This is a genomic window from candidate division WOR-3 bacterium (assembly GCA_039803925.1).
Lineage (GTDB): Bacteria > Hydrothermota > Hydrothermia > Hydrothermales > JAJRUZ01 > JBCNVI01.
The window spans coordinates 24060-49649 of the sequence record JBDRZL010000016.1 but is presented as its reverse complement, the minus strand read 5'-3'; the positions used below and the strand labels follow the sequence as shown (position 1 = coordinate 49649).

28 protein-coding genes and 1 rRNA gene are annotated in these 25590 nt (G+C 29.6%); 15 read left to right on the top strand and 14 right to left on the bottom strand.

Annotated features, from left to right (window positions below):
- Positions 1-345 precede the first annotated feature (345 nt).
- From ABIN17_07290 to ABIN17_07260, 7 genes are all read right to left on the bottom strand, one after another.
- Positions 346-732 carry a hypothetical protein gene (locus ABIN17_07290; protein ID MEO0284852.1) on the bottom strand — a complete coding sequence of 129 codons (387 nt, stop codon included), beginning with the start codon at positions 730-732 and terminating at the stop codon, positions 346-348.
- A gap of 171 nt (positions 733-903) precedes the next feature.
- Entirely contained in the window at positions 904-1521 is a 618-nt protein-coding gene (locus tag ABIN17_07285; GenBank protein MEO0284851.1) for a DUF1122 family protein, read from the bottom strand.
- Complete coding sequence (locus ABIN17_07280) at positions 1518-2099, bottom strand: N-glycosylase/DNA lyase (GenBank protein ID MEO0284850.1); 582 nt, start codon at positions 2097-2099, stop codon at positions 1518-1520. Before ABIN17_07280 ends, ABIN17_07285 begins: the two co-directional genes overlap by 4 nt.
- A gap of 62 nt (positions 2100-2161) precedes the next feature.
- Positions 2162-3046, bottom strand: a complete 885-nt coding sequence (locus ABIN17_07275) for a 2-oxoacid:ferredoxin oxidoreductase subunit beta (protein MEO0284849.1) — start codon at positions 3044-3046, stop codon at positions 2162-2164.
- Entirely contained in the window at positions 3043-4803 is a 1761-nt protein-coding gene (locus tag ABIN17_07270; protein ID MEO0284848.1) for a 2-oxoacid:acceptor oxidoreductase subunit alpha, read from the bottom strand. The genes ABIN17_07275 and ABIN17_07270 overlap by 4 nt, the downstream gene beginning before the upstream one ends.
- A gap of 96 nt (positions 4804-4899) precedes the next feature.
- Positions 4900-5952 (bottom strand): M20/M25/M40 family metallo-hydrolase, encoded by a 1053-nt coding sequence (locus ABIN17_07265; GenBank protein MEO0284847.1) that lies wholly within the window; start codon positions 5950-5952, stop codon positions 4900-4902.
- Complete coding sequence (locus tag ABIN17_07260; protein MEO0284846.1) at positions 5949-6452, bottom strand: CbiX/SirB N-terminal domain-containing protein; 504 nt, start codon at positions 6450-6452, stop codon at positions 5949-5951. Before ABIN17_07260 ends, ABIN17_07265 begins: the two co-directional genes overlap by 4 nt.
- Positions 6453-6526: 74 nt before the next feature.
- On the opposite strand from ABIN17_07260, the gene hemL reads away from it, so the two are divergent.
- From hemL to ABIN17_07245, 3 genes are read left to right on the top strand one after another with little or no spacing between them, the layout of a single operon-like run.
- Positions 6527-7804 carry a glutamate-1-semialdehyde 2,1-aminomutase gene (hemL, locus tag ABIN17_07255; GenBank protein MEO0284845.1) on the top strand — a complete coding sequence of 426 codons (1278 nt, stop codon included), beginning with the start codon at positions 6527-6529 and terminating at the stop codon, positions 7802-7804.
- Between the two features lie 22 nt (positions 7805-7826).
- Positions 7827-8504, top strand: coding sequence for an ABC transporter ATP-binding protein (locus tag ABIN17_07250; GenBank protein ID MEO0284844.1), 678 nt, complete (start codon positions 7827-7829; stop codon positions 8502-8504).
- Positions 8501-9214 (top strand): hypothetical protein, encoded by a 714-nt coding sequence (locus tag ABIN17_07245; GenBank protein MEO0284843.1) that lies wholly within the window; start codon positions 8501-8503, stop codon positions 9212-9214. Before ABIN17_07250 ends, ABIN17_07245 begins: the two co-directional genes overlap by 4 nt.
- Here ABIN17_07245 and ABIN17_07240 read toward each other — a convergent pair.
- Positions 9180-11426 (bottom strand): helix-turn-helix domain-containing protein, encoded by a 2247-nt coding sequence (locus ABIN17_07240; GenBank protein ID MEO0284842.1) that lies wholly within the window; start codon positions 11424-11426, stop codon positions 9180-9182. The two genes, ABIN17_07245 and ABIN17_07240, sit on opposite strands and share 35 nt — an antisense overlap.
- 154 nt (positions 11427-11580) lie before the next feature.
- Here ABIN17_07240 and ABIN17_07235 point away from each other — a divergent pair, with 154 nt between their 5' ends.
- The 7 genes from ABIN17_07235 to ABIN17_07205 all read left to right on the top strand — a co-directional run bounded on the left by ABIN17_07235 (position 11581) and on the right by ABIN17_07205 (position 19392).
- On the top strand, positions 11581-13935 hold the full coding sequence (locus ABIN17_07235; protein MEO0284841.1) for a T9SS type A sorting domain-containing protein: 2355 nt from the start codon (positions 11581-11583) through the stop codon (positions 13933-13935).
- A 10-nt stretch (positions 13936-13945) separates the two neighbouring features.
- Entirely contained in the window at positions 13946-16801 is a 2856-nt protein-coding gene (locus ABIN17_07230) for a S8 family serine peptidase (protein MEO0284840.1), read from the top strand.
- Positions 16802-17025: 224 nt separating this feature from the next.
- On the top strand, positions 17026-17283 hold the full coding sequence (locus ABIN17_07225) for a hypothetical protein (GenBank protein MEO0284839.1): 258 nt from the start codon (positions 17026-17028) through the stop codon (positions 17281-17283).
- A gap of 273 nt (positions 17284-17556) precedes the next feature.
- Complete coding sequence (locus ABIN17_07220; protein ID MEO0284838.1) at positions 17557-17949, top strand: class II SORL domain-containing protein; 393 nt, start codon at positions 17557-17559, stop codon at positions 17947-17949.
- A gap of 15 nt (positions 17950-17964) precedes the next feature.
- Positions 17965-18459: a ferritin family protein gene (locus ABIN17_07215; protein ID MEO0284837.1), complete on the top strand. Its 495-nt coding sequence runs from the start codon at positions 17965-17967 to the stop codon at positions 18457-18459.
- Between the two features lie 42 nt (positions 18460-18501).
- On the top strand, positions 18502-18930 hold the full coding sequence (locus ABIN17_07210) for a ferritin-like domain-containing protein (GenBank protein MEO0284836.1): 429 nt from the start codon (positions 18502-18504) through the stop codon (positions 18928-18930).
- 15 nt (positions 18931-18945) lie between these two features.
- Positions 18946-19392 (top strand): ferritin family protein, encoded by a 447-nt coding sequence (locus ABIN17_07205; protein ID MEO0284835.1) that lies wholly within the window; start codon positions 18946-18948, stop codon positions 19390-19392.
- 52 nt (positions 19393-19444) lie between these two features.
- Here the strand turns inward: ABIN17_07205 and ABIN17_07200 are convergent, their stop codons facing one another.
- From ABIN17_07200 to ABIN17_07180, 5 genes are all read right to left on the bottom strand, one after another.
- Positions 19445-19627, bottom strand: coding sequence for a hypothetical protein (locus ABIN17_07200; protein ID MEO0284834.1), 183 nt, complete (start codon positions 19625-19627; stop codon positions 19445-19447).
- A gap of 23 nt (positions 19628-19650) precedes the next feature.
- Entirely contained in the window at positions 19651-19842 is a 192-nt protein-coding gene (locus ABIN17_07195; GenBank protein MEO0284833.1) for a PDZ domain-containing protein, read from the bottom strand.
- Between the two features lie 176 nt (positions 19843-20018).
- On the bottom strand, positions 20019-20339 hold the full coding sequence (locus ABIN17_07190; protein MEO0284832.1) for a hypothetical protein: 321 nt from the start codon (positions 20337-20339) through the stop codon (positions 20019-20021).
- Entirely contained in the window at positions 20336-20800 is a 465-nt protein-coding gene (locus ABIN17_07185) for a NifU family protein (protein MEO0284831.1), read from the bottom strand. The genes ABIN17_07190 and ABIN17_07185 overlap by 4 nt, the downstream gene beginning before the upstream one ends.
- Positions 20801-20849: 49 nt before the next feature.
- Positions 20850-22043 carry a pyridoxal phosphate-dependent aminotransferase gene (locus ABIN17_07180; protein ID MEO0284830.1) on the bottom strand — a complete coding sequence of 398 codons (1194 nt, stop codon included), beginning with the start codon at positions 22041-22043 and terminating at the stop codon, positions 20850-20852.
- Between the two features lie 120 nt (positions 22044-22163).
- Here ABIN17_07180 and rrf point away from each other — a divergent pair.
- The 3 genes from rrf to ABIN17_07165 all read left to right on the top strand — a co-directional run bounded on the left by rrf (position 22164) and on the right by ABIN17_07165 (position 23579).
- Positions 22164-22280 (top strand): 5S ribosomal RNA (gene rrf / locus ABIN17_07175).
- 21 nt (positions 22281-22301) lie between these two features.
- Positions 22302-23078, top strand: coding sequence for a M48 family metallopeptidase (locus ABIN17_07170; protein MEO0284829.1), 777 nt, complete (start codon positions 22302-22304; stop codon positions 23076-23078).
- Positions 23079-23579: a pyridoxamine 5'-phosphate oxidase family protein gene (locus ABIN17_07165; protein ID MEO0284828.1), complete on the top strand. Its 501-nt coding sequence runs from the start codon at positions 23079-23081 to the stop codon at positions 23577-23579.
- Here the strand turns inward: ABIN17_07165 and ABIN17_07160 are convergent.
- On the bottom strand, positions 23563-24132 hold the full coding sequence (locus ABIN17_07160) for a VTT domain-containing protein (GenBank protein MEO0284827.1): 570 nt from the start codon (positions 24130-24132) through the stop codon (positions 23563-23565). The genes ABIN17_07165 and ABIN17_07160 overlap by 17 nt on opposite strands.
- Positions 24133-24149: 17 nt before the next feature.
- Between ABIN17_07160 and ABIN17_07155 the strand changes: the two genes are divergently transcribed.
- Both ABIN17_07155 and hemE read left to right on the top strand, forming a co-directional pair.
- Positions 24150-24587 carry a hypothetical protein gene (locus ABIN17_07155; protein ID MEO0284826.1) on the top strand — a complete coding sequence of 146 codons (438 nt, stop codon included), beginning with the start codon at positions 24150-24152 and terminating at the stop codon, positions 24585-24587.
- Positions 24584-25570: a uroporphyrinogen decarboxylase gene (hemE, locus tag ABIN17_07150; protein ID MEO0284825.1), complete on the top strand. Its 987-nt coding sequence runs from the start codon at positions 24584-24586 to the stop codon at positions 25568-25570. Before ABIN17_07155 ends, hemE begins: the two co-directional genes overlap by 4 nt.
- Positions 25571-25590: the final 20 nt, after the last annotated feature.

The following is a 25590-nucleotide window of genomic DNA, read 5'->3' as shown; positions in this document are numbered from 1 at the left end:
TTTTTCAAATCCTATATAATCATTCGTCCAGCTTTTCACCATTTTTTCCGGAATACCAGATTGATTACCTTCAAGAGCATAAAACCCTGTTATCGCTAAGAGCATTGCTACCATTTTTTTCATTTTAGCACCTTTTTTACCGAGAACCTTAAAAGATTTGAACCTTTCATTATATTTATTATAACATAAATTTTTTTTCAAGTTAATTGAATATTTTTTCAGGTAAGGAAAATCATTTAGTGTTAATTTGCTTACTACTGCATAAAAATTACCACTACACTTTTTGTTTTATCCAACTTTTTCAATTTTCTTCGCAGAGCTTCTTTTCCTTTGTTCAATCTTAAATTATCTAATGAATTTTAAAAAGGTAAAAAATATTATAGTCATAACACCTATCTGTCCTACCCAGAATATAAACATCCATTTTATTATGTTCGCATAAGTTTTTGAAATTTTTTCATTAAATTCTACCCTTAACTTTGAAATCTCCTCAGTAATTCTTTTATCAAGTCTTGCAGTTTCCTCAGTAATTCTTTTATCAAGTCTTGCAATATCTTCGGCTCTTAATTTATTAATCTCTTCAGTTAATCTCCTTTCATATTTTTCAGCTTGTAACTCAATTAGATCAATTTTCAGTTTTTCATTAGAAGCATTTAAAAGTTCAATCAATGCATCAACTCCATCTTCCCCAAGTTTCTCCCTTAATACCTTTGGAACAGTTATTATTTTCATATTTTAAATTATAAAGAAAAGATACAAAAAATTCAAATATATGTAGAATAACATAAACAATATTGAATTTTTTGCTCAATAAGATTTTTAGGGGTGCCTACTTCAAAATGTTCCTACATTTACTCTTTAAATCTTTCAACATAGGCATTTTCTCATAAAATCTTTTGCATTTTACCTCTCTATCATTATTAAATTTTTAAAAAATTCCTCACTTCTTCTTATACCTTCCAGAATTAACTTGTCTTTTGAATTCTTATTTTTAATGTAGAATTTTTCAATTTCTTTTTTAATTTCCACTAAATGTTCTATTTTTCTTTTATCATTAAGAGCTTTTTCAGCAAGAATTTTTGGAGAACCTTCCCAAAATCCCTCCGGAAAATAAAAATCCTTCATCCATGTAAAGGAAAGCTTTAAAAGTTTAAAACCAATTCTTGAAAGATAAACTGGATTTCCTTTAAATAAAAAATCATAGGTCTCTTTGTCCCTTATATACTCTATATAAATTTTTTCACCACCTTTTATATCCTTTGAAATAAATTCAAGAAAAAAATCTTCAATCTCTGAGTTAAAGAAATTTTCACTTATATTAAAAATTTCAATCCATTTCCTATAAAAGGGTTTTCTTCCTTCAAAATATTTCAAATTTAAAATAAAAAAATCTTTTTTATCTTTTCTTAAAAAAACCTCAATATTATACTCTTCAGGAAATCTACCTGAGGAAATCCTATCAGCAAATATATAAAAATCTTTAAATTTAAAACCTTTTTTTAATTCCTCTATCAAATTCATTTAAAAACTTCCCCTGTTTCTCTCCACCAGAAGAAAAGATCAAGATTCTGTAAAGGAATACCTGTTCTATAAGAAAATTCTTTAAATTTTTTCTCTATTTCTAAATATTTACTCTTTTTTAAATTATCAGGAATTTCATCAATCACACCTTCTTTTCTTAAATTTTTCAAAATGTGTCTATCAAGAATAGCAAGTTCAAAGGAAAATCCTATATTCCTTAAAAAATGAGTAGCCTCTTTCAAACCATACCCTTTAACATTTTTAATAAGATATTCCCTTACTTTTTCTGGTTCTTTCATATTCTCAAGGATACTAACAATTTCAAAATTACCATTTTTAAAAAATTTTTTTCTGTTTTCTAAAATGTATTTTGCCTTACTTTTTCTAAACCTTACCTTACTCAGTTCATTAAAAATATCATTATAATCACCATTAAAAAGAAGATTTTTCCTTTCCAAGTTTAAAACAGCCTCCCAGCAAAATTTTGCTTTTGACTGAGGAGTTAAAAGACAGAATATAAATTCCTTAAAAATTTTAATATGATCTTTTTCTTTCCATATTTCTCTGAATTCCTTCAACCTTTTTTCTATTACTTCCTCTATTTCCTTATATTCTGAAAAAATAAATAAATTATTAATTTTTACTTTGAAAAAGTTTCAATCAGTTCATAAACTCTTTCTCTTCCACAATAAAGGTCTTCCCTGCATGGATTAGAGCTATCAAGAATCAATTCCTCATAAGTGGGTCTTTCCTTTTTATAAAAAATTCCAATGGGTATTTTCCCTTTGAAAGAAGTAGCATAGGTAAAAGCCTCTGTAAGATTTTCCTTATCATGACCATTTGGCAGAAACTCTATATTCTCCCTGAACCAATCATAGGTATTTACCTTGTTATAGGTTACACATGGAGAAAGAACATCAATAACAGAAAAACCTTTGTGTAAAAAAGCCTCTTTAATTATCTCTGTTAAAGAATTAGGCTCACCTGAAAATGCCCTTGCAACAAAACTTGCACCTGAAGCAAGAGCCAAAATTACAGGGTCAACAGGAAATTCAACAGAACCATATGGACTTGAAACTGTTACAAAACCATGATTTGATGTGGGAGAAAACTGACCTTTTGTAAGACCATAAATTTGATTATTCATTATTATAAGTTTTATATTAACGTTCCTTCTTGCAGTGTGAATAAAATGATTTCCACCTATTGCAAGTGCATCACCATCACCTGAAAGACCTATAACAAAAAGTTCAGGGTTGCCGAGTTTAATTCCTGTAGCAACAGGTAAAACCCTACCATGAAGTGTATGAACACCGTTTGCATAGAAAAAAGCATAGGATTTACCAGAACAGCCAATACCTGAAACAACAACAGTTTTTACAGGATCTAATCCAATTTCAGCAGCAACTTTTTTCAAGGAAGAAAGAATTGAAAAATCTCCACAACCAGGACACCAGGTAGGTTTTTTATAACCTTCGTAATCTTTTGGAGTTCTAACTTTGACCTCACTTAATATTTCACTCATTTTAATTCCTCCCTTATTTTTTCCTCTATATCAAGAGGTTTAAAAGGTCTTCCTGAAAACTTTGTAATTCCCCTTATTTTATTCTTATGGATATCAATAATAGCATTCTCCACAAGAAATCTTAACTGCCCTTTATAATTCTGCTCCACTATAAAAATTTTTTCCTTATCTTCAACAAACTTTCTTACTTCATCCTCAGGAAATGGCCATAAGGTAACAATTCTTAAAAAGGAAACAGAAATTCCATCCTTTTCCAATCTCTCCATAGTTTCCATAATAGGACCAAAAGTAGAACCTGCTGAAATAATTCCGATCTTAGCATTCTTTTTTTCATATAATACAGGAGGAGGAACCCTTTTTATTAAATGCTTTATTTTACTCATCCGCTTTTTTACCATACTCACTCTATTATCCTCATCCTCTGTTCCATAACCTGCTTCATCATGCTCATAACCTGTTGTTCCAAAAACACCTTCTTTTATACCGGGTATAATTCTTGGAGAAATACCATCCTCTTCAATTTTATACCTTAGAAGAAAACCATTATTCCTTGGAATATCATTTCCATTTAAAACTAATTTACCTCTCCTTATTTCTACTTTTTTAGGATCTATTTTTTCTTTATCAATAGTAAATTTATTCTGTGCGAGAAACTGATCTGTTAAAATAATAACAGGTATCTGGAATTCCTCAGCAAAATTAAAAGCCTCTGCTGTTAAATAAAAGAGTTCATCAGGTGTTGCTGGCATTAAGATAAGTCTTGGAAATTCTCCATGACCAGCAAAAATAATATAAAGCAAATCTTCCTGACTTGTCTTAGTCGGAAGACCGGTTGAAGGACCCACTCTCATAGCATAATAAATAACAAGGGGAGTCTCGGTCATTCCTGCATAGGATAATCCCTCAGTTTTTAAAGCAACCCCTGGACCAGAGGAAGCAACCATCGCCCTTAGACCTGCTATTGAAGCACCAATTGCCATATTTATAGAAGAAATTTCATCCTCTGCCTGTATAGCAGCACCCCCAAATTTTTTCATTTCTTTTGACAAAAACTCAAGTATTTCTGAAGAAGGAGTAATAGGATAAGCAGCAAGAAATCTACAACCACCCGCAATAGCTCCCATTGAAACAAAATCGTTCCCCATTGCTAAAACTCTTCCTGGGTCATTATATTTCCTCAATTTAAATTCAGGAAATCTTCCATGATTTTCCCTTACAAGTTCTCTACCCTTTAAAACTGCCTTTTTATTAAGCTCAACAACTTTTTCCCCTTTCCGCTTGAAATTCTCAAGAATAACCCTATCAGTAATTTCTTCATCCACTCCAAAAATTTCAGAAAGAACCCCAGAAGCAACCATATTTTTTATTAGCTCAAGACCAAGTTCCTTTCTTGCAATCTCCCTCAAAGGAAGAGGAACATAAAAAACACCTTCCTTTTTCAAATCATCAGAAAGCTCTTTTCCATCCCTTGAATCGTAAATACAAACAGAACCTTCCTTTAAATCTCTAAGATGAGTCTTTATACTGGGTATATCAAAAGCAATCAAAAAGTCATCATAGTTATTCCTACCGTATACAGGTTTAGAACTTCCCCTTACAGTATAGTTTGAGGGAAGACCTCTTATATTTGATGGAAAATCCTTAACCGTAACAACATAATACCCAATTTTTTTTAAAAGCGAAGCAAGAACTTCACCAGTAATAAAACTTCCATCACCGGCTATGCCGGCTATTCTTACTTGTACATCTTCTTTCAATTTTATCCTCCTTTTAAAATAAAATATATTCAAAATTTAGTAAAGTTTTAAAAAGTTTAATTATATAATAACTTGAAAGAATTTATTTTTCAAATCTTATTTCAATCTTAAAATTTTTCTTGGGGTTTCATTTTTCTTTAAAATGTAAATTCCAGATTTAAAATTTTTAAAATCTACCTTCCTTCCCGTAATATCATAAATACCTTCTCTAAAAGTTGAACTTTTTATTACAACTTCTTTTTCTCTAATAATCACAGTATGGAACTTTGCGGTATGTAAAATAAAAGCCAAAACCCCTTTTATTATATTTGTAGCATAATTAATATCTAAGGAATCTACAACATCCCTTGTAGTGTGGTAACCTGAATTGAAATTTTTCTCAAAAACACCAAGAGTTGTGTATCCATATGCTTCAAAAGGTATATAATCAGAACCCCATATGTTATCATAAATAGTGTTAAGTGATGGAATATAAAGGTTATAAATTGTTTTAAGGGTTTCAGCAAAGGCGAAAGATTTACTATTATTTGTATCAACCTGGTTTCCCATATCGTATTCAATCACTACCGTATTATTAACAAAGTCTATATCTCCTCCTATCATATCTGCATTTAAAAGATATTTAATTTTTTTATTATTCTGCCTGTAGTAATTTGCAAGCTGAGTGGAGCCTATAAGTCCAGGTTCTTCAGCAGCAAAAGCAATAAATTTTATCGTGTAATCAAAATCAATATCTTTGATTACCCTTGCTATTTCAATTAAAAGGGAAACACCTGAAGCATTATCATCCGCCCCTGGTGCAGGACCGTAAGGCGGATTACTCCAGCTTTGACCCCTTGAATCATAATGGGCACAAATTACTATGGGTTTTAAGGTATCAATAAAACCCACTTTTTTTGCTATTATATTGGCCTGTTCCCTGTTTCCATAAAAGAATATATGCTCTCTTAAATTATAACCGTAATTTTGAAATCTTTCCTTTATCCAAAGTCTTGATTTATACATGGAATCGCTTTTATAATGTCTTGTCCAGAAGTTCTGAAGTCTTAAAATATTCTTATAAACAGAATCTACCTGAACTTTCTCTATAATCTGTGCTATATCAGGATTATATGTTTGGGAGATTAATAAAAAAAATAAAAAGTTCATTTTAAAACCTCCTTTATATGTTTCTCAAAAAGTTCTTTAATGTATTCAAAATTAAAAGGATAAAGATATTTTATCCTTAAATTCTTAAATTTTTCTTTTATTTTTTCTATCTCTTCTTTTATTTCTTCATCTGTATGGTGTCCACCTGTAAACATTGTTGGAACAATAAAAATTTCTGAATTATTTTCATTTTTAACTATTTCTTCTATAACTTCTTCAAGATTTGGAGCACAGAATTCATTAAAGGCAAAATAACACTTTATATTCAACTCTTTCTCAATCTCATCTTTTAATTTTTTATGAAAAAAATAATGAGGGTCATTTTCTGCATTCCTTTCAAAATAATGAAGTTCTCTTTCAAGATTTAAAAATTCTTTTTTTTCTTCCTTATTTAATTCACCTTTCATTTTTTTAGATCTTAAGAAAAAATACTTTTTCAACTTTTCCTGAGGAAAATCATATGGAACAGAACCATGCCCAACAAAAATAATGTATTTCATTTTTATATTATAAAAGAATTTAAATTTAAAACCAAAATATTTTAAAATTAAATGAATTTAAAAAGAAAAAAAAAATGAAAAAATCAAAAGAAATTTATGAAAAAGCAATAAAACTTATGCCCGGGGGTGTATCATCCCCTGTAAGAGCGTTTAAAGCAGTTGATGCAGAACCCCTTGTAGTTGAAAAAGGGAAAGGTGCTTATATTTATGATGTTGATGGAAATAAATATATTGATTTTGTCTTATCATGGGGGCCACTAATTCTTGGACATTCTCACCCTGAAGTAAAAAGAGAAGTTAAAAAAGTATTAAATAATGGGTTTTCCTTTGGAATGCTTACCGAACTTGAAATTATTCTTGCTGAAAAAATAAAAAGAGCTTTTCCCTTTATTGATAAAATAAGATTCGTTAATTCAGGAACAGAAGCCACAATGTCAGCTTTAAGACTTGCAAGGGCTTATACAAAAAGGGATAAATTCATAAAGTTTGAAGGTTGTTATCATGGACACTCTGACTTTTTCCTTGTAAAAGCAGGTTCAGGGGGTCTAACCTTTGGTGTCCCCTCCTCTCCTGGTGTTCCTGAAAATATAATAAAAGATACTATTATTCTTCCCTATAATGATATTGAATTAGTTAAAGAAGCTTTTGAAAGGGAAGGAGAAAGAATTGCCTGTGTTATAGTAGAACCAATTGCAGGAAATATGGGGGTCGTTTTACCAAAAGAAGGATTTCTTGAATCCTTAAGGGAAATTACAAAAAAATATGGTAGTCTTTTAATTTTTGATGAAGTTATAACAGGTTTCAGAGTTGGTTTTGGTGGTGTGAGTTCCTTAAAAAACATAATACCTGATATTGTAACACTTGGAAAGGTTATTGGTGGTGGTTTTCCGGTGGGCGCTTATGGAGCTAAGAAGGAAATTATGGATTTAATTTCTCCATCAGGTCCTGTTTATCAGGCAGGAACCCTTGCTGGAAATCCTGTTTCAATGTCCTGCGGTATAAAAACCTTGGAAATTCTTGAAAGGGATAACCCTTATCCTGAAATTGAAAAAAATCTTACATATTTAATTAATGGATTAAAAAATATTTTTGATAGAAAAGGAATTCCCGCATCTTTTCCAGGGTTTAAAACCTTCTTTTCTATATTCTTTTCTGAAAAGGAGCCTTTAAATCTTAATGATGTTTTAAATACAAAAAAAGAATACTTCGTAAAACTCTTTAAAAATTTATTAAAAAGGGGAATACTCCTTCCTCCTTCTCCCTTTGAAGCCTTATTTCTTTCAATTTACCATGATAGAAAAATAATAGATAAAGTCCTTTCTAAATTTGAAGATGCAATTAAAGAAATATGAGTTTTGAAAAAGTTTAATAGTTATGTTAAAAATTGAGGTTATAAATCTTACTAAATTCTATGATAAAAGAAAAGCTCTTTTAAATATAAATTTTGAAATAAAGGAAAACGAGTTTTTTGCTCTGATTGGTTCAAATGGTTCAGGTAAAACAACTTTAGTAAGAATACTTTTAAAAATTTTAAAACCGAGTTCTGGTAAAGCAGGTATTTTCTATAATGGAAGAGAAATAAAAAAAGAAGAGATAGGATTTGTTCTTGAGGATGAAATGCCCTTTGATTTTTTCTCGCCTCTTGAATACCTTAAATTTTATGCAGAGATTTTGAAAAGAAAAGTTAATTTAGAGGAACTCTTAAAAAAATTTAATTTATATGAGTATAAAGATACAAAAATTTATAAGTTATCAAAGGGTAACAAGAGAAAATTATGTATTTTAAAAGCACTTATAAATAATCCGAAAGTCTTAATCTTTGATCAAGCTTTTGAAATTATTGATATTGAAACGAGGAGGGAAATTTATGAATTTTTGAGAAAAGAAAAGGAAGGCAGAATAATTTTCTTAACATCCCATGATTTTGAATTTATAGAATATTATTCCACACATTTTGGTATAATTAAAGAGGGAAAATTTTTAGGAAAATTTAAAACAGAGGAATTAAAAGGTAAAAAATTTTCAGATTTTTATTTTGAAAAAATAAAATGAAAAGTTTAATAAAAAGGGAAATTGTTTATTTTTATATAAAAAGACCTTTAAATTTTCTATGGTTATTTATTTTAAATATGATTTTCTTTTCTGCAAAGGGTCTTGCAACACCTTCTGATATTTCTCCATCAAGTCCTGAATATACCTTTACAAAATGTTTTTCTCTTTTAATACCCCTTTTTATTTTTGCTTTTATTGGTGGAATGAGTATGGATGAAATAATTCACAAGGAAAAAGTTAAGAAATATTTTGAAACTCTTTTAGCATTTTCTTTTTCTCCTTTTAAAATACTTTTGAGTAAAATAATAGCAAGTTTTATAGTTTTATATTCAGTTTTTCTTTTTTCCTTTTTATTTTATGTTTTTTTATTAAAATTATCTGGAAGTGGATTCCAAAAGATTTTTTTTGAAGGTAAGTTATACTGGATAAATTTTCTTTTATTTTCACCTCTTTTAGGTATTTCAATTTTAAATTTAGAAGCACTTTTTTATTTTATATTCACAGATCAGAGAACAAGTTCACTTTTATCTTTTTTTGCTTTTGGTTTTATAAGTTTTTTTATTTTATTTTTAGCCCTTGCCTCTCCTTATGATTTCTTTTTAATATTTTTCTTACCAATTTTTTCAATAGTATCTTTTATTGGTTCAATTTTAACAATTTTCATATTATTAAAAATTATTCCTCCTGAGAATTATCTATTAAAGTTTTAATTTTTCCATGAATTTTCAATAAAGCTTTTGTATCTCCATATATTTTTGCTGCCTTAATAAAATTTTTAATTTCTGATTCAAACCTTAAAATAATTCTTGTTCTCATATCCTCTGACAGGTTATCATACATTTTTTCAAAAGGCTTTCCTCTGAATAAATCAAAAGCAGTTAAGTATTCCCTTTTTGCATATTTCCATTCACCAGCCTGCAAGAATGTATTTGCAGCTGTAAGTGCTTGCATAAACTCCTGATAATCTGTTATAAAATAAACTCCATTATTTTTTAAAGTTTTGTCTCTTCTATTAATCTCAATCAAAGACCCTCTAATTTTTAATTTTTCCTTAATATTTTTAAGTAACCTCCTAAAATTTTTTTGTGGGTTTTTTGTTCTATTGAAGAAATTATTATAAATAAATTGAAGAGGGATACTTTTTCCAGGTTCATTTATTCTTAGGGCAAGATGAATAATAAAGGCACTTTCTCTGTTAGATAGATTAATTTTTAAAAATCTTTTATTTTTACCTTTTTCTCTTCTATAAATCTTCAATTTTCCTAGAAATTTTATTTCATATACAGGATTTTCCTTGTTTAAAACAGGTAAATCTAAAATTTTTTTTGAAAATTTAATAAAACCTTTTTTAATCATTCTTTCTATGGATTCAGGGAAGAAGAAAATAAACTGGTAAAAAAAGCCTAATATACCTTTTTTCTTTGCAAAAGAAAATGCTTTAATAAATTTTTTCTTTTTAAGCAAAACCAAAATATAAATAGAAGATAATAAATTACTCTTTTTTAGTTTTAAAATATTTTTATTTTTACCTAATAAAATATTAATAATATTTTGATGTTTTTTAAGTCCCTTATTTTTACAGAAAAATAAAATTCTTTTTAATAACTCTTTAGATTTTTTCATTTCCCCAAGCGCAGAATAACAAGCAGAAATTGTAAGATATGAATAAAACATACCCAAAACAAGTTCTTCTTTTTTAAAATTTTTGATAGCCTTATTGCATAAATAAATAGCCCTTATTAATTCACCCTTTAAAATATAAAAAAGAGAATAAAATAAATCTCTGAAACTTTTTTGTGCCCAATCTCCAAAATAGGCATTCTTTGAAATTTCTTTTGCCTTTTTATATTCACCTTTTAAAAAAAGAATTAATGCAAGGTTATAATTCACCCATTTTCTATTTTCTTCATCTAAACCATCAATAGATTTTATAAAGAAATATTCTGCTTTTCTATAATCCCCTATATGAGTGTATAGAGTTGCAATATCAAGCATAAGATAAGAAGAAGAAATTTTTTTTCTCTCTAATATTTTCTTACATAGATTTGCATATCTCCGGGCATAATATATCCTTCCTAAATAAGCATTCAGTATACCTTTTTCTATAAGAAGAGTAAATTTTAAATTAAAAAGTAAATATGAATTATACTCTTTTTTTCTTTTTAATATTCTTTCCAATTCCTTTATCCTTTTCAAACCCTCACTTGCCTTTCCAATCCATTCTAAAACACCAACTTCGGTTAACCCGATAATTAATGCTGAATAATTCAAATTTCTTTTTAAGCATTCTTTATACAACTTTTTGATTCTCTTAATATAAGATCCAACCTGTACCTTTCCAAAAAGAGAAAGTATTTTTTCAATTTTCCTTTTTAAGTTTAAGAATTCATCAGGAATTTCTTTTAAAATTTCATTTTTAGGTAAAACCGGAATAGAATTTAAAATTTCTCCTGCTTTTTTTAATTCCCTTTTAATAAAAAAAGTTCTAGCTAAACTAAATTTAACTTCTGCTTCCTTCGTCCAGGAAACATATTCAACAAAATTATTACTGATTTTCTCCTTTTTAAAACCTGCATAACCGTATCTTTTCCATACCCCCCATATACCCTTTATTGATATTTTTATATTCTCCTTTTCTAAAATTTCTTTTGCCTTTTTTAAAGTTAATGCCGGGTCCCTTTCCTTTAATAAAACAATCTTCTCCTCTAAATCCCTCTTTATCCTGTTCCAGGGTCTTCTATATCCATAAAAAATTCGTTCATCAAATTTTCCTTGCTCCTTAAACCCCTGATTTTTATATATTTTTACCCATTTCCAAAGGGTGTTGTAATGTATATTAAAATTCTTAGCAGTCTTTCTTAATGAACCATTATTAAGATAATGTTCAATTACTTTTATAGGTATAATTAAATTATTTGTCATATTTTGTGGAAAAATTATAAAATAAACAATAAAAAAAAGTCAAGTAAAATTATTCTTAAATAAAATAAATTGTGCCACAATATTTTTTTAAATTAAAAGATAAAAATTATGGGCATTTTTAAATTTATTATTTAGTGTAAAAAGGAGGTATCTTATGGGTAAAAATAAAATAAGCCTTATAGTAATAATAGGGCTCTTCTTTTTTGGGAGCCTGAAGGCAGAATGGGAAAACATATCTCCTAATGGTGCAATAGTCTATGCCTTTGATATCTCATCAACAGGTGTTTTTTATTTAGGAACTTATTACGGTGGAATATGGAAAAGCACTGATGGAGGTAATACTTTTTCTTTTCATTCAGGTCCATTTGCACCTATCTGGGATATAGCTGTTAGCAGACAAGATGAAAACATTATTTATGTTTTTACTGGGACTATTGGACTTGGATTCCATTTTTATTATAACACACGTTTATATAAAACAATGGATGGTGGACAAACCTGGATTCAGTTAGGAGGAACTGAGGTTTTTAACTATCCAATAAGAATTCATCCACAAAATGATAACTTAATTTTTATCTGCAATAGAGATTTAGATGGTCCTGGATTTAAAAGCACAGATGGCGGTTTCACTTGGCAACAGCTATCATTACCTTCAGATGTAGATGTTCACGATTTTGCAATTCATCCTTTTTATCCCAATATTATTTTTGCTGGTGGTGAAAGATCAGGTTCTGGTTATTGGTATGGTGTCATATATAAAAGCACGGATTATGGAGAAAGTTGGTATCAGGTTTATGAAAGTCCCTATCAAGATTGTTATGGCTTTGCTTTCCATCCTTCAGACAGTAATATTATTTATTGTTTAGCCAGAAGTGTAAATGAAACTTATGTTTTAAAAAGTTTAAATAAAGGAGAAAACTGGTTTCAAGTTGGTAGCTTGCCTTGGGGTTCACTTCCAGTTTCTTATTTTTCTGAATTACTCATAGACAAAGATTATCCTGATTTAATGTTTATTGCTGCAGATAAGGGAGGTATTTATAAAAGTATTGATGGAGGTCAAAGCTGGTTTTCTTCAAACTCTGGTATGAAAATTCCTTATGCTTCACGTATTATTCAGGATCCCTCACAACCCCTTACATATTACATTTCAAATGTTCAAGGTTTATATAAATCAACCGATGGAGGCATGACATGGACTCTTCTTAATGAAGGTCTTAGAGCCCCTTATACCTATGGAATTACAATACATCCCTTAAATAAAAATAAAATATATGTAACTTCTTTGGCAAATGGTATATTTATATCTAACGACAGAGGTAAAAATTGGACACTTAAAAATCATGGAATCTCAAATGCTGATTTAAAGTTTAATACTATTGCTATTAACCCTAAAAATTTAAATGAAATCTATGTATCATATCCATATCCTACAGATATTATTGGCAGAGCTTCCAAATTTTACAGAAGCGTAGATTCAGGACAAACATGGAGTTATAGATCCACTTTAAGTGGAAGCTCTGCCGGAGTTGGGAAAATTGTAATGGATACTTTCTCTAATATATACGTTACAAATTCAAACAACTTTGTGTATAAAAGTTCTGATGGTGCTTTGACTTTTAATCAGATTTTGTATCCAGCAGCATACTGGTCCGGTATCACAATTAGCCCAGACCAGACGATTTTTGCAACTAAACGTCCACCATTTGGGCCTGACAGGGATTCTTGTCTTGCAAAGAAAAGTCAAGATCAGGGCACAACTTGGCAGAAAATCTTTAGAAGCGGAGAATTTATTGGCATGATAGGCACAGCAATAGCTGTTTACCCTCAAAATCCTAATATTATTCTGGCAGCTGACAACTGGAATAGGCTCTTTAAAAGTATGGATGGAGGAGAAACTTACTTCCCTATCGCTTCTTTTCCTTCTTTTGGTATATTTGATATCTGTTTCAAACCATCCTCCCCTGAAACTATTTTGGTTTGTGTAAATTACCCTCAGGTATTATACTACTCAGCATACTTGTTGGATTATTTTGAGGTAGGTGGTGGTTCTCCTGCTCAACTTTACATATCATATAATGGTGGATTAACATGGGAAGAATTCCCAGTTCCTCCCAATCCTTATATTCACAGAGTAGAATGGAGTGAGGATTCAATAATTTATGTAACAACAAAAGGAGGTATTTTTAGATACAGATTTGGCTACACTAATATCTCAGAAAAAGAAAAACATAAGGAAATTAACCTTTTTGTTCTTTCACAGAATATCTCTAAAAATGAAATTAAAATACTATTAAACCCTGAAATTCTAAAATCTCTTAATTCGCCTTTAAGTTTAGAAATACTTGACATAAAGGGAAGTGTTATCAAAAAGTTTAATTTAAAAGATAAAAGCTTCATCATCTTAAATGGTGAATCTGATTCTGGTAAAAAGCTAAAAACCGGTGCTTATTTTATTAAGGCATCCATAGGAAACAAAAAAGAAGTTAAAAAAGTTATCTTATTAAAATAGGAGAAAAATTATGAATTTTTTGCTACTCTCTTTTTTTGGAATTTTACCTCCTTTACCCCTTGAAGGGAAAATAACATCTGAATTAAAAAAAGAACTTGAAAAAGCTGGTAATAAGGATAAGGTATTTGCCATTGTCCACCTTTCAACTATATACCCTTATGAAGAAGTTGATAATCTTTCATATAAAGAAAAAGCAAAAATTTTTAAAAGTATAGCTGAAAATTCACAAAATAAAATTATTGAATTCCTGAAAAATAATTTTAAATCCGATGAATATGAAATTCTGAAAAGATTCTGGGTTTTTAATGGTTTTCATATTAAAGCTACAAAATCTGTGATCTATACCCTTGAAAAATTAAATGATATATGGTTTATATGCGGAAACGAAAAGATAATACTTGATGGTATAATTGAAAAAGAAAAAAGAAGAATGGCAAAAAATACTGTTGAATGGAATATTCTGCGCGTTAGAGCAGATTCTTGCTGGATGGCAGGTTATACAGGTCAGGGAATTATAATAGGACACATTGATTCAGGTGTTGATACCTCCCATCCTGCATTAAAAAATAAATGGCTTTTTCCCTATTGGTTTGATGGAGTTTATGGACAATCTTCTCCTTATGATGATGATGGACATGGAACACATACGATGGGAACAATATGTGGAGGAGATGGCTTCGGTCCATTTCAGGATGATATAGGAGTTGCACCAGATTTAAAATTTGTAGCAGCAAAAGGGTTCTCAGGTGGGATAGGTTACTATGAATGGATTGATCCTTGCATGCAAAAGATTGTTGACTGGAAAGAAAGTGGAGTTGATATAAGAGCAGTTAGTAATTCTTGGGGTGGTGGTCGCCTTGAGTTGCATTTCTGGCCAATAATTCTGACATGGAAATCAATGGGGATTTTCCCTGTATTTGCCAATGGAAATAGTGGTCCAAATTATGGAACTGCTAACACACCTGGAAATTTTCCTACCGTTATTGGAGTTGGAGCCACAGATATAAATGATGTAATTGCAAACTTTTCTTCCCGTGGTCCTGCTCCTGATGCATATCCATGGAACGATCCCCAGTATTGGTATCGTCCTGATTGGAATTTAATTAAACCTGATATATCAGCACCAGGCGTCTATGTGCGATCAGCTGTTCCAGGAGGAGGTTACCAAGCCTGGAGTGGCACATCAATGGCATGCCCGCATGTTACAGGAGCAGTAGCAATATTACTTCAAAAAAATCCAAACCTAACTCCAAATGATTTATACAATATCCTTGTAAATTCTTCTCGACCAGTAGAGCCTTGCCCAAATTTTGATTATGGATGGGGTATTTTAAATATCTATAAGGCCCTTTTAAATACACCTTCTCCTAATGAACCATTCATTTATTTACTTTCTCTCCAAAGAGATGACCAAAACCAGAACGGAATATGGGAACCAGGGGAGAATTCAAGTATAACTATCAATCTAAAAAATTTAGGTGGCGGACCAGCGGTGAATACTTATGGGGTTTTAAAAACACAAAACCCATATGTATCAATAATTGATTCCATATCATCCTTTGGGGATATTTATCCAGGGGATAGTGCAGATAATGCAAGTGATCCTTATAAAATTTTTGCCTCTTATGATGCTCCATGGGGTTCTGAAGTTTTTTTTACTCTTGAAATAAATGCTCAGGAATATTCATCAACAAAATTCTTTAAAACTTATATAGGAATACCTGGATTTGATTTTGTAACACATGATACAGGAAATATAGTTTTATCTGTAACAAGGAATGGTTCAATTGGTTATATGAGTTCATATCCACCAATGATTTATGGCAGGGGCTGCCATTATCCAAAAACTTCTCCAAGTCATTTATATTACGGCAGTTTTGCAATTGGAAATTCTACATCCTTTGTTGTTGATAGATATTACAATCAAGAAGGTGATGATCAAGATTGGATAACATTAGATCCAGAAGGAAAAGTAAGATTATATGAACCAGGTCCTTTTTCTGATGAATACACAATTGCACTCTATGATGATTCAGGTCATCCCTCTTCTAAAAATATTTTAGTTAAACAGGAAACTTTTGCATGGGGAGATACAAGTGCTGATGATTTTGTTATTTATAAATTTACTATAAAAAATAGAGGAAATACCACTGTTAATAATCTGTATTCTGCAATCTTTCTTGATTGGGATATTGGAAATTATGAGCAGAATGTGGGAGGAGTTGATACAATTCGGAATTTAGCCTATATGTATTACGGAAATGTTGTTATGGGTTCAGCAGTGATTGACCCACCAAGAAATTCAGGAAAGATAAATCATTCATTAATTGATCATGCTCAATATGTGTATCCTTATGGTGGATTACCTGATAATATCCAGTTCCAATTTATGAACGGAACAATAAAAGTTCTTTTCTCAGATAGACCTTATGACTGGTCAACCTGTATTTCAGCAGGACCTTTTAATATAAATCCCCAGGATAGTATTATTACTGCTTTTGCAATACTTGGAGCAACTTCCGTCACCAAACTCCGCAAATACTCTGATACTGCTTATGCACGATACTGGAATATGGTTCATATAAAAGAAGTAAGTGAAAAAAATAACAAAATAACTTTCTTCAGTGTATCTCCAAATATCATAAAAGACAATGAAATACACATTAATTACACTTTAAAGAGAGATTCTGATGTGAAAATAAACCTGTATAATGTCTTGGGACAAAGGATATTTACATTACCAAGGGGAAAAATAAGTGAAGGTGAAAAAATAAAAATTCATACAAAACTTGCAAAGGGAATTTATTTTCTAAGTCTTCAAACCGGAAAACAAAAATTTCAGAAAAAAGTAATTTTAATAAGATGAAAAAACTTTAGGTATAGAAGATAAGAAAATTATAAGGTTCAAATCCTTAAAATTTTTGAGAAAAGATGATTTTATATAAATCTTTATTTTAAAATTAAAATATTACAGCCGAAACAATAAATATTCTTGCAATAATTTTAGGAGTTCTTGCTTTAATCCAACCCCTTATACTATCTTACTTTACAAACAAACTTATACAAAAAGAGGATGAAAGAGCAAAAAAGATGATTGAAGCAACACAAAGAATGATTGATGAAAGTAAAAAAGATACAGAAAGGATAATTGAGGAAAGTAAAAAAGATACACAGAAAATGATTGAAGAAAGTAAAAAAGATACAGAAAAAATACTTGAAAGAACTCAGAAGATGATTGATGAAGGAAATAAAAGACTTGAAAAATTTATAATGGAAACACAGAGAATAATTGACGAAGGAAATAAAAGACTTGAAATACTTCTATCAGAAGTTATTAAAAGAGTTTAATTCTCCTATCTATTCTGCAAATACATAGAAAAGATACCCATCTTTATTTCTGACTTTAATTTCATAGGAAAAGTTCTTTAAAAAATCCTGTGAGACCCTGTAATATAATTTAAAACTATCAATACCTTTTCTTTGTTATATCAATCAACAATGTTACATTCTAAATCATTAACATATACCAATAAAAAAAATAATTACCTATATATAAAGATTTATTGAAAAAATCTTTCCACATAAAATATAATAATAATTCAAATAAAAAGGAGGGTAAATATGCACCACTTTAAAGAATTATTCCAAAGTGCAGACTGGAAAAAAGAAAAGCATTCCCCGGTAATAGAAATAATAGGTGAAGTAAAAAAGGGAGAAAAAATAAGAATTGAAGTGAGTGTTGGAAAAGAAATATCCCATCCTAATACCACCCAACATCACATATCATGGATTGATGTCTTTTTCCTTCCTAATGGCGAAAAATTTCCTTATCACCTTGGGAGGTTTGAATTTTTATCTCACGGTTCTTCAACCCAGGGACCTGATACAAGTACTGTCTATACAGAACCTATTGTTATTTTTGATTTTAAAACCGAAAAAAATGGTGAAATTTTTGCCTTCTCATACTGCAATATTCACGGTTTGTGGGCAAATTCAAAGGAAATTAAATTTTAAACTTTAGAGGTTAAAATGGATTTATCACAGTATAACCTTGAAGAACTACTTTCTATTGCTATAAAAAGTGAAATAGAAGCAAGAGAACTATACGAAAGCTTAAGTAGAAAGGTTAAAAATGCTTTCTTAAAGGATAAATTAAAATTTCTATCCCAGGAAGAACAGAAGCATAAAGAAACCTTTGAATCAATTTATAAAAATAGATTCCCTGGAAAAAGATTATTACTTCCAGAAAAATCACCTGTTCCATTACCCCAAATAAATATTAAGTCTGAAAAAATTAAAATAAGTGAAATTTTTGAAATGGCTATGCAGGCTGAGAAAAATGCCTATGACTTTTATATTTCTCTTGCTACATATTTTAAAGAAGAACCTGAAACAGCTATTATGATCAACTATATTGCCTCAATGGAATTAGGACATTACAAGATATTTGAGATAGAAAAAGAAAATGCGCTTAAATTTGAAGATTACGATATTGAAAATCCTTTAATGCATTTAGGTCCTTAAAAAGGTTCAAATCCAGTAAAATTTTAAAAGGAGGATATTTAAATGCCATCCAAAGAATTACTTGAACTTTTAAATAAAGCAATAGCAGCTGAATTGCAGGTTTGTATTCAGTATATGTGGCAACATGTTTTATGGAGTGGACCTAAACATTTTGCAATAAAGGATGAATTTAAAAAAATAGCAATTGATGAAATGAAACATGCTGAAAAAATCGCAGAAAGACTTTTTTATCTCGGTGGTATGCCTACAACAAATCCTCTTCCCATTAATGTGGGAAAAAATCTAAAAGAAATGCTTGAACAGGACAAAAAAGATGAAGAGATGGCAATTGATCTTTATAAAAAAATAATTAAAAAAGCAGATGAGGAAGGAGACTACACAACAAGTTTTATTTTTAAAGAAATTCTGGAAGATGAAGAAGAACATCACGATACTTTTATAAGTTTGCTTGAAAACTTTGATAAAGATTAAAAAGGAATAAAAACTATGAAATTTAACTCAATCGATGAAATCATAGAATTTGCAATTAAAAAAGAAGAGGAAGCATACAATATTTATAACAAATTAAGGGAAAAAACAAAAGATAAACACTTAAAAAAAATCTTTGAAGAACTTAGAGAAGAAGAATTAAAGCATAAACAGAAACTTATTGATTTCAAAGAAGGGAAAATCATTTTAACTCCAAAAAGTGAGAAAGTTCCTGATTTAAAAATTTCAGATACACTCATAAGTACAGAATTAAAAGAAGATTTTGATTTTCAGGATGTTTTAATTTTTGCAATGAAAAGAGAAAAACTTGCCTTTACTTTATATACAGAACTTGCTGAAAAATCTGAAAATGAAGATATAAGAGAACTACTTAATTCTCTTGCAAAAGAAGAAGCAAAACATAAATTAAGACTCGAAACTATCTACGACGATTATATAGGTTAAAGTTATTTATTTTTCTCCAGTTTTTCAATTCCCTTAATTTTTCAATTTCTCCTTATAATTTCTCTATTTCTTCTTTTGAAGTAATATAGTATTTCATTTCTTTCTCAATTTCCTCATGTATTTTTTTAGGTTCCCTGATTTCAAACTCATGACCAGGTTCAATTATTTTTTTAAGTGTTTTCTCAATAACAAATTTCTCCTTTTCTTTCTCACCAAGAGTAACTTCAATTTTCATATTTTTCCCCTTTCTCATAATCTCTATTTCAACCTTTTTAAGAGGATTTTAATATCACCCTTTTTAATCCCAGCTTTATAAGCAGGTGAATCTTCTATAACATCCTTAACGATTACTCCATAATCAATTGAAAGGGCAATTTTTATTTCCTCAGCAGGTTCATAGGCATTTACTCCAAGCCATCCCCTTTTTTCCCCAGCATTCAAACCCTTCATTAAACTTGAGATTATCTTGGCTATAATATTTTTTATTGTTTTTCCTCCTCTTATTTATAATATTATAATACGAATAAATTTTCCATAATGTTCCCAATTAAAATTTATATTAATAAAATTCTAAAGTTAAAGTAACCTACACTTTTTAAAGTATCTTTTATTGCTCAAATAATTCACTATACTTCAGCCCACTTCTTTAAATAATCTTCAGGTGGAAGTTCAGCTATTCCCACTGCTTTTTTTAATTGGGGGAATTTTTTTCTTAGTTCTTCAAAAATAATTTCTGTTATCTGTCTTGCAGCACAACCACAGAAGGGAGAACATCCAGTTGAATCTCCAAGAGCCACCCCCATCTGAATAGTTCCTTTCTTATTATCAACATCTTTAACCCAGACAATCACATCCTCAATTCCAGGGCTCATCTTTATCCTTGGTCTTATATCATTTAAAATGAAATCCTCAATTTCCTTCAAAAGACTATCTTTATTTTTTATCATTTTTTACCTCCTTGTTTTATAAGTTCAACAAGTTTAAAATTAAACTGAGGTTCCCTGGTTTCATTTACAGGTTTTACTTCCTTTACCCAGGGAATAAATTGAACTAAAACCCTTTTTATACCTGATGTGAGAGTATAAACAGAATGGGGACAACAAGAACAGGCATCTTTTAAATCAACATAAATGACACCCTTTTCCTCATCTATATCCTCTATTCCAATATCCCCTCCGTGACCTTTTATATAACCTAAAATTTTCTCACCTATAACAAAATTTATCTCTTCCTTAGGCTTTTTAAAAATTTTAACCTTATCACCCCAATTTTCATAAATAAATTTTTCAAAATCTTTACTACCACCTCTTACCCCAAGATAAAGAGTTCCTTCTTTTTCCATTATTAAATATAAAGCCTTAAGATTAAATTTCTTTTTTAAAGATTCTAAATTTAAAGAAATATTCATAATTAATATTATAATATAAAATTAGAAAAATTTCAAATTTAAATTTTTTTTAATTATTTAAAAAGAAATTTTTAATTCTTCTTATTCCTTCTCTTATAAGCTCCTTTCCGAGGGTTGAAATTGAAATTCTCGCATACCCTGAAAAATCTTTACCAAAGGCAGAACCCGGGGTTACTGCTACACCTTCTTCTATAAGTGAATTTACTATGTAATCCTCAATATCCCTTTTTATTTTCTTTTTTATTAATTTTTTTAAATCAATAAAAAAATAAAAAGTTCCGCCCGGTTTATAAACATCATCTATGAAACTTTTGAGTTCCTCATAAGCTACATTTCTTCTTTCTTTAAGTTCCTTTAAAAAGCTATTTAACCATTTTTCCCTTTCTTTTTTATTCAAAAGAGCCTCTTTAAAGGCATATTGAAGAAAAGTTACAACCCCTGCTGTTTGACTGTAGTCCCCAAGTGTCATTTTTTCAATTATTGAGGGAATCCTTGAAACAGTATAACCTATCCTGAAACCTGTTGCAGAAAAGGTTTTTGAGAAAGTAAAAACAGATAAAACATTATCATTATCAAATTTAAGCATGCTGTAAAATTTATTTCCGTCAAACAGTATATCTTTATATGCTTCATCAGAAACAATTAAAACATCATTTTTTTTACATAAATAATTTATTTTTTCAAGTTCTTCGTAAGTAAAAACTTTACCTGTTGGATTATGGGGGTTATTAAGATATAATATTTCAGCATTTTTAATACTTTTCTCAAATTTTTCAAAATCTATTTCAAAATTTTCCTTTAAAGGCAGAAGTTTATAATTTGTTTCTGAATATGGAAAAATATTATCAAGCATACAGCTCCAGCACGGTGAAAAGGCAATGCATTTTGAACCCCTGAAAAGAGAAAAAACAAGCTGAAGACCTTCCTGGCCTCCATAAGTTGCCATTATATTTTCCCTTCCTATATTTTTTATTCCCATTTCCTTTAAGTGTTCTATGACAGCATCTTTAAAGAAATTTTCACCGCCTGATTTTGGATAATTTGTAAGACCTTTTTGAAGAGCATCATTAACAGCTTTTTTAATATAATCCGGTGTTGGTATTCCTATATCCCCTCTTTGAAACTGAATAAAAGGCTTACCTTTACTTTTTTCAAATTCTTCCTTTTTCTCTCTAACAATTTCACTAATCTTCACTATTTTTGAAAGCACAATATTTTTAAAGGCAGGAGAAATATTTTTCATTTAATTAAAATTATATATAAAACTATAAAACTTTGTAAATAATTCCCAAATTTCTTTTATAAATTCACTCACATTAATAAAAACTTGAAATTTTTAAAAAAATATATTATAATTATATCCTCGGGCTACCATACCGGAGGGGAAACACCCGTTCCCATTCCGAACACGGAAGTTAAGCCCTCCAGGGCCGATGGTACTGTGCCCGCAAGGGTACGGGAGAGTAGGTCGTAGCCCGGGGTTTTTATTTTATAATAAAATATGAAAATTTTTAAAAAAATAAATTTCTCTCTTTTTTTTGTATTTATATTTTTCTCCTGTAGAACTGTTCCTTATACTGGTAGAAAGCAGCTTATTCTTTTCCCCTTAGAAACTGAAAGAGAGCTTGGGAGAGAAAGTTTTTTAGAAATTTCTAAAACTGAAAAATTCTCTGAAAATCAAGAATATAATGAACTTGTTAAAAAGGTGGGTATGAAAATTATAAGTGAAGGTGGAATAGGTATAAAGGAAAACTGGGAATTTAGAGTAATTGAAAATGATAAAGTTATTAATGCCTTTGCACTTCCTGGAGGAAAAGTTTGTGTATATACAGGACTTTTAAAATTAATAGAAAGTGAAGATGAACTTGCCTGTGTTCTTGGTCACGAAATAGCTCATGTTGTTGCAAGACATGGAGGAGAAAGAATGAGCCAATTACTTCTTGCAGAGCTGGGTGGTATTACTCTTGATATGGCTTTAAAGAAAAAAAGAAGTCAGACTATTGAAATGGCAAAAGTAGCATACGGAGTAGGTGTTCAGGTTGGTGTTCTCTTACCTTTTTCAAGAGAACAGGAAGAAGAATCCGATTATATGGGTCTTATTTTTATGACAAAAGCTGGGTTTGACCCTGAAAAAGCATTAAATTTCTGGGAAAAAATGGAAAAAGAGTCAAAGGGTAAAATTCCAGAATTTTTATCAACTCATCCTTCACATAATACAAGAATTAAAAATATCAAAAAATGGATTCCTGAAATAAAAAACAAATATGGTAAAAAATAAATGGACCTAAAAGTGTTAAGAAAAGAAGAAAAAGATGAAATAAAAAAAATTCTTTATGAACTTCTTAAAGAAGAAAAAATTATGGTTCTTGCAACATCCTTTGAAGATAAACCCTGGGCAACACCTGTTATTTTTGCCTGGGACGGTAAGAACAAAATTTATTTCCTTTCAAGGAAATCAACAAGACATGCAGTAAATCTTGAGAAAAATCCTCAAATAAGCGCTGCTATTTATCCGAAAGTTTTAAGACCCTTAAGGGGAATTCAAATGGAGGGAAAAGTAAAAATTTTAAAAGGAAAAGAAAATTTAAAAGGTTTAAAAGTTTATATTAAAAGATTCCCAACTGCAGAGGGAAGATTACCTTTAAAAGATATAATAGAAAAAAGAGGGGAATTTTCCTTTTTTGAGTTTTTAATAGAAAAAATTTTTCTTTTAAGTGAAAAACATTTCGGTTGGGGGAAAAGGGAAGATGTCACATTTCTTCTCAATTCGGTGGAATGAAAAATTTATAAACACCAGAACCAGCAAGAACCCATAGAATTTCAATTGGTATTCTTCCAAATAAAAGAGATAATAAAAAATCTTTTTCCTTAACACCTATAAATCCAGCAAAATAACATAAAAGGTCTTTTGGAAGACCTGGAATAGGAAGGATAAAAAGTAAAGAAAGCCATAAAATACTTCTTGAAACTATCTTTATTCTATAATTTTCTAAAGCCTTTAACTTATTGGTACTTACAAGCTTTCTTTCACCAAACTTTCCAAGAAAAAAAGAAGTAAAGGAGCCGATTAAATTACCAGTTATAGCCATTATTGAACCTAAATAGGCTCCATAAAGAAAACCCATAATAAAGGGAAAAACCTGCCCTGGAATAGGTGCTACTATTACCTGAAAGGAATGAAAAAAAATAAGAACAAAAGGAGCAAAAAAACCAAACTTTTTAACTATTTCAAGAATTCGGGATTTACTGTAAGGATAGAGAATTATTAATAAATAGGATAGAAAAAGCAAAAAGAAAAAAATTAGAAAAATTAAAAGCAATTTTCTTAACATAAGATAATTATAAAACAATGAAAGAAATAATTGAATATTTTTTCATTTACCTTCATATAATTTCAGCCCTGTACTGGGTTGGAGGAAATTTATTATTTTTTTCCTTTGGATACACAATAAGAAAAATATATAAGGATGAAAAACTTATTCCAGGATTTAGAGCACTTGGAAAAACCTTCAGAGTAGGAAGCTGGATTTCAGTAATTATTCTTTTTTTAACCGGTTTATATCTTCTTTTGAAAAGATGGGGCTATATAAATACCATTATGAAATTAAAACTTTCAATTTTTTTTGTTGTAATTATTTTAAAATTCATACACGATTTTTTTATTGCTAAAAGAGCAGCACTTGAAAAGAAGCCTTCTAAATATTATAAACTTACTCTTTTTATAGCAAGAATTAACTTACTGTTGCAACTGGTTATAATTTACCTATCAATGATTTTTTTAAGATGAAAAAAGATTTTATCTTAGCCAGTCTAAAACAAAAACCTGAAAAAGTCCCTGTTTGGTTTATGAGACAGGCTGGTAGATATATCCCTGAATATGCTGAAATGAGAAACAAATACAGTATGAAAGAACTTATAAAAAATCCAACACTTGCAGCAAAAGTTACACTTTTACCTTTTAAATATCTTGATCTTGATGCAGCAATTTTATTTTCTGACCTACTTGTGATCTTGTGGGGATTTGGAATTGATTTTGAATATGAAAAAGATGAAGGTCCAAAAATATTAAAAGGAAATATAAAAAATTTTGATTACAGGGAATTAAAATTCATAGAAGAGGAAATAAAAATTTTAAAAAAAGAACTTGAAGTTCCTTTAATAGGTTTTACAGCAGCACCCTTTACACTTTTATCGTATATCATAGAAAAAAGTTATAAAAGGGATTTTCCGGAAACAAGAAAATTCATTTACAGGAAAGAAGAAGAATGGAATTTCTTAATAAAAAAAATCTCAAAAGGAATTGAAGATTTTTTAAAATTACAATCAGACGCTGGATGCGACGCTTTAATGATTTTTGATTCCTGGGTAGGAGCAGTGACTCCTGAAATTTATATTAAAAATATTTTTCCCTTTATTCAAGATATTTTTAAGAATTTAAGGGGAAAAATAAGAATTTACTTTTCATTATCAAGTGCTCACCTCGCAGGTATTATTGAAGAACTGGAATGCGAAACAATAGGAATTGATTTTAGAGTACCTATTAACTTTGCAATTAAATTTTTTGGGAAAAAACACTCAATACAGGGAAACCTTGACCCTGCAATTTTATTTTCAAAATTTGAAAAAATAAAAGAAGAACTTGATAAAATTGAAATGGAAAGAAGAAACTTTCAAGGATTTATATTTAACCTTGGACACGGAATCCTACCTGAAACAGATATTGAAACTCTTAAAGAAATAATTAAAATTGTCCACTCTTGGAAAATTTAATTTTAATTTAATTTTAAAAA

Coding starts and splice junctions, on each gene's coding strand:
- ABIN17_07290 (MEO0284852.1), bottom strand. CDS start 732: ATGAAAATAATAACTGTTCCAAAGGTATTAAGGGAGAAACTTGGGGAA.
- ABIN17_07285 (MEO0284851.1), bottom strand. CDS start 1,521: ATGAATTTGATAGAGGAATTAAAAAAAGGTTTTAAATTTAAAGATTTT.
- ABIN17_07275 (MEO0284849.1), bottom strand. CDS start 3,046: ATGAGTGAAATATTAAGTGAGGTCAAAGTTAGAACTCCAAAAGATTAC.
- ABIN17_07265 (MEO0284847.1), bottom strand. CDS start 5,952: ATGAACTTTTTATTTTTTTTATTAATCTCCCAAACATATAATCCTGAT.
- ABIN17_07260 (MEO0284846.1), bottom strand. CDS start 6,452: ATGAAATACATTATTTTTGTTGGGCATGGTTCTGTTCCATATGATTTT.
- hemL (MEO0284845.1), top strand. CDS start 6,527: ATGAAAAAATCAAAAGAAATTTATGAAAAAGCAATAAAACTTATGCCC.
- ABIN17_07250 (MEO0284844.1), top strand. CDS start 7,827: ATGTTAAAAATTGAGGTTATAAATCTTACTAAATTCTATGATAAAAGA.
- ABIN17_07245 (MEO0284843.1), top strand. CDS start 8,501: ATGAAAAGTTTAATAAAAAGGGAAATTGTTTATTTTTATATAAAAAGA.
- ABIN17_07240 (MEO0284842.1), bottom strand. CDS start 11,426: ATGACAAATAATTTAATTATACCTATAAAAGTAATTGAACATTATCTT.
- ABIN17_07235 (MEO0284841.1), top strand. CDS start 11,581: ATGGGTAAAAATAAAATAAGCCTTATAGTAATAATAGGGCTCTTCTTT.
- ABIN17_07230 (MEO0284840.1), top strand. CDS start 13,946: ATGAATTTTTTGCTACTCTCTTTTTTTGGAATTTTACCTCCTTTACCC.
- ABIN17_07225 (MEO0284839.1), top strand. CDS start 17,026: ATGATTGAAGCAACACAAAGAATGATTGATGAAAGTAAAAAAGATACA.
- ABIN17_07220 (MEO0284838.1), top strand. CDS start 17,557: ATGCACCACTTTAAAGAATTATTCCAAAGTGCAGACTGGAAAAAAGAA.
- ABIN17_07215 (MEO0284837.1), top strand. CDS start 17,965: ATGGATTTATCACAGTATAACCTTGAAGAACTACTTTCTATTGCTATA.
- ABIN17_07210 (MEO0284836.1), top strand. CDS start 18,502: ATGCCATCCAAAGAATTACTTGAACTTTTAAATAAAGCAATAGCAGCT.
- ABIN17_07205 (MEO0284835.1), top strand. CDS start 18,946: ATGAAATTTAACTCAATCGATGAAATCATAGAATTTGCAATTAAAAAA.
- ABIN17_07200 (MEO0284834.1), bottom strand. CDS start 19,627: ATGAAAATTGAAGTTACTCTTGGTGAGAAAGAAAAGGAGAAATTTGTT.
- ABIN17_07195 (MEO0284833.1), bottom strand. CDS start 19,842: ATGAAGGGTTTGAATGCTGGGGAAAAAAGGGGATGGCTTGGAGTAAAT.
- ABIN17_07190 (MEO0284832.1), bottom strand. CDS start 20,339: ATGATAAAAAATAAAGATAGTCTTTTGAAGGAAATTGAGGATTTCATT.
- ABIN17_07185 (MEO0284831.1), bottom strand. CDS start 20,800: ATGAATATTTCTTTAAATTTAGAATCTTTAAAAAAGAAATTTAATCTT.
- ABIN17_07180 (MEO0284830.1), bottom strand. CDS start 22,043: ATGAAAAATATTTCTCCTGCCTTTAAAAATATTGTGCTTTCAAAAATA.
- ABIN17_07170 (MEO0284829.1), top strand. CDS start 22,302: ATGAAAATTTTTAAAAAAATAAATTTCTCTCTTTTTTTTGTATTTATA.
- ABIN17_07165 (MEO0284828.1), top strand. CDS start 23,079: ATGGACCTAAAAGTGTTAAGAAAAGAAGAAAAAGATGAAATAAAAAAA.
- ABIN17_07160 (MEO0284827.1), bottom strand. CDS start 24,132: ATGTTAAGAAAATTGCTTTTAATTTTTCTAATTTTTTTCTTTTTGCTT.
- ABIN17_07155 (MEO0284826.1), top strand. CDS start 24,150: ATGAAAGAAATAATTGAATATTTTTTCATTTACCTTCATATAATTTCA.
- hemE (MEO0284825.1), top strand. CDS start 24,584: ATGAAAAAAGATTTTATCTTAGCCAGTCTAAAACAAAAACCTGAAAAA.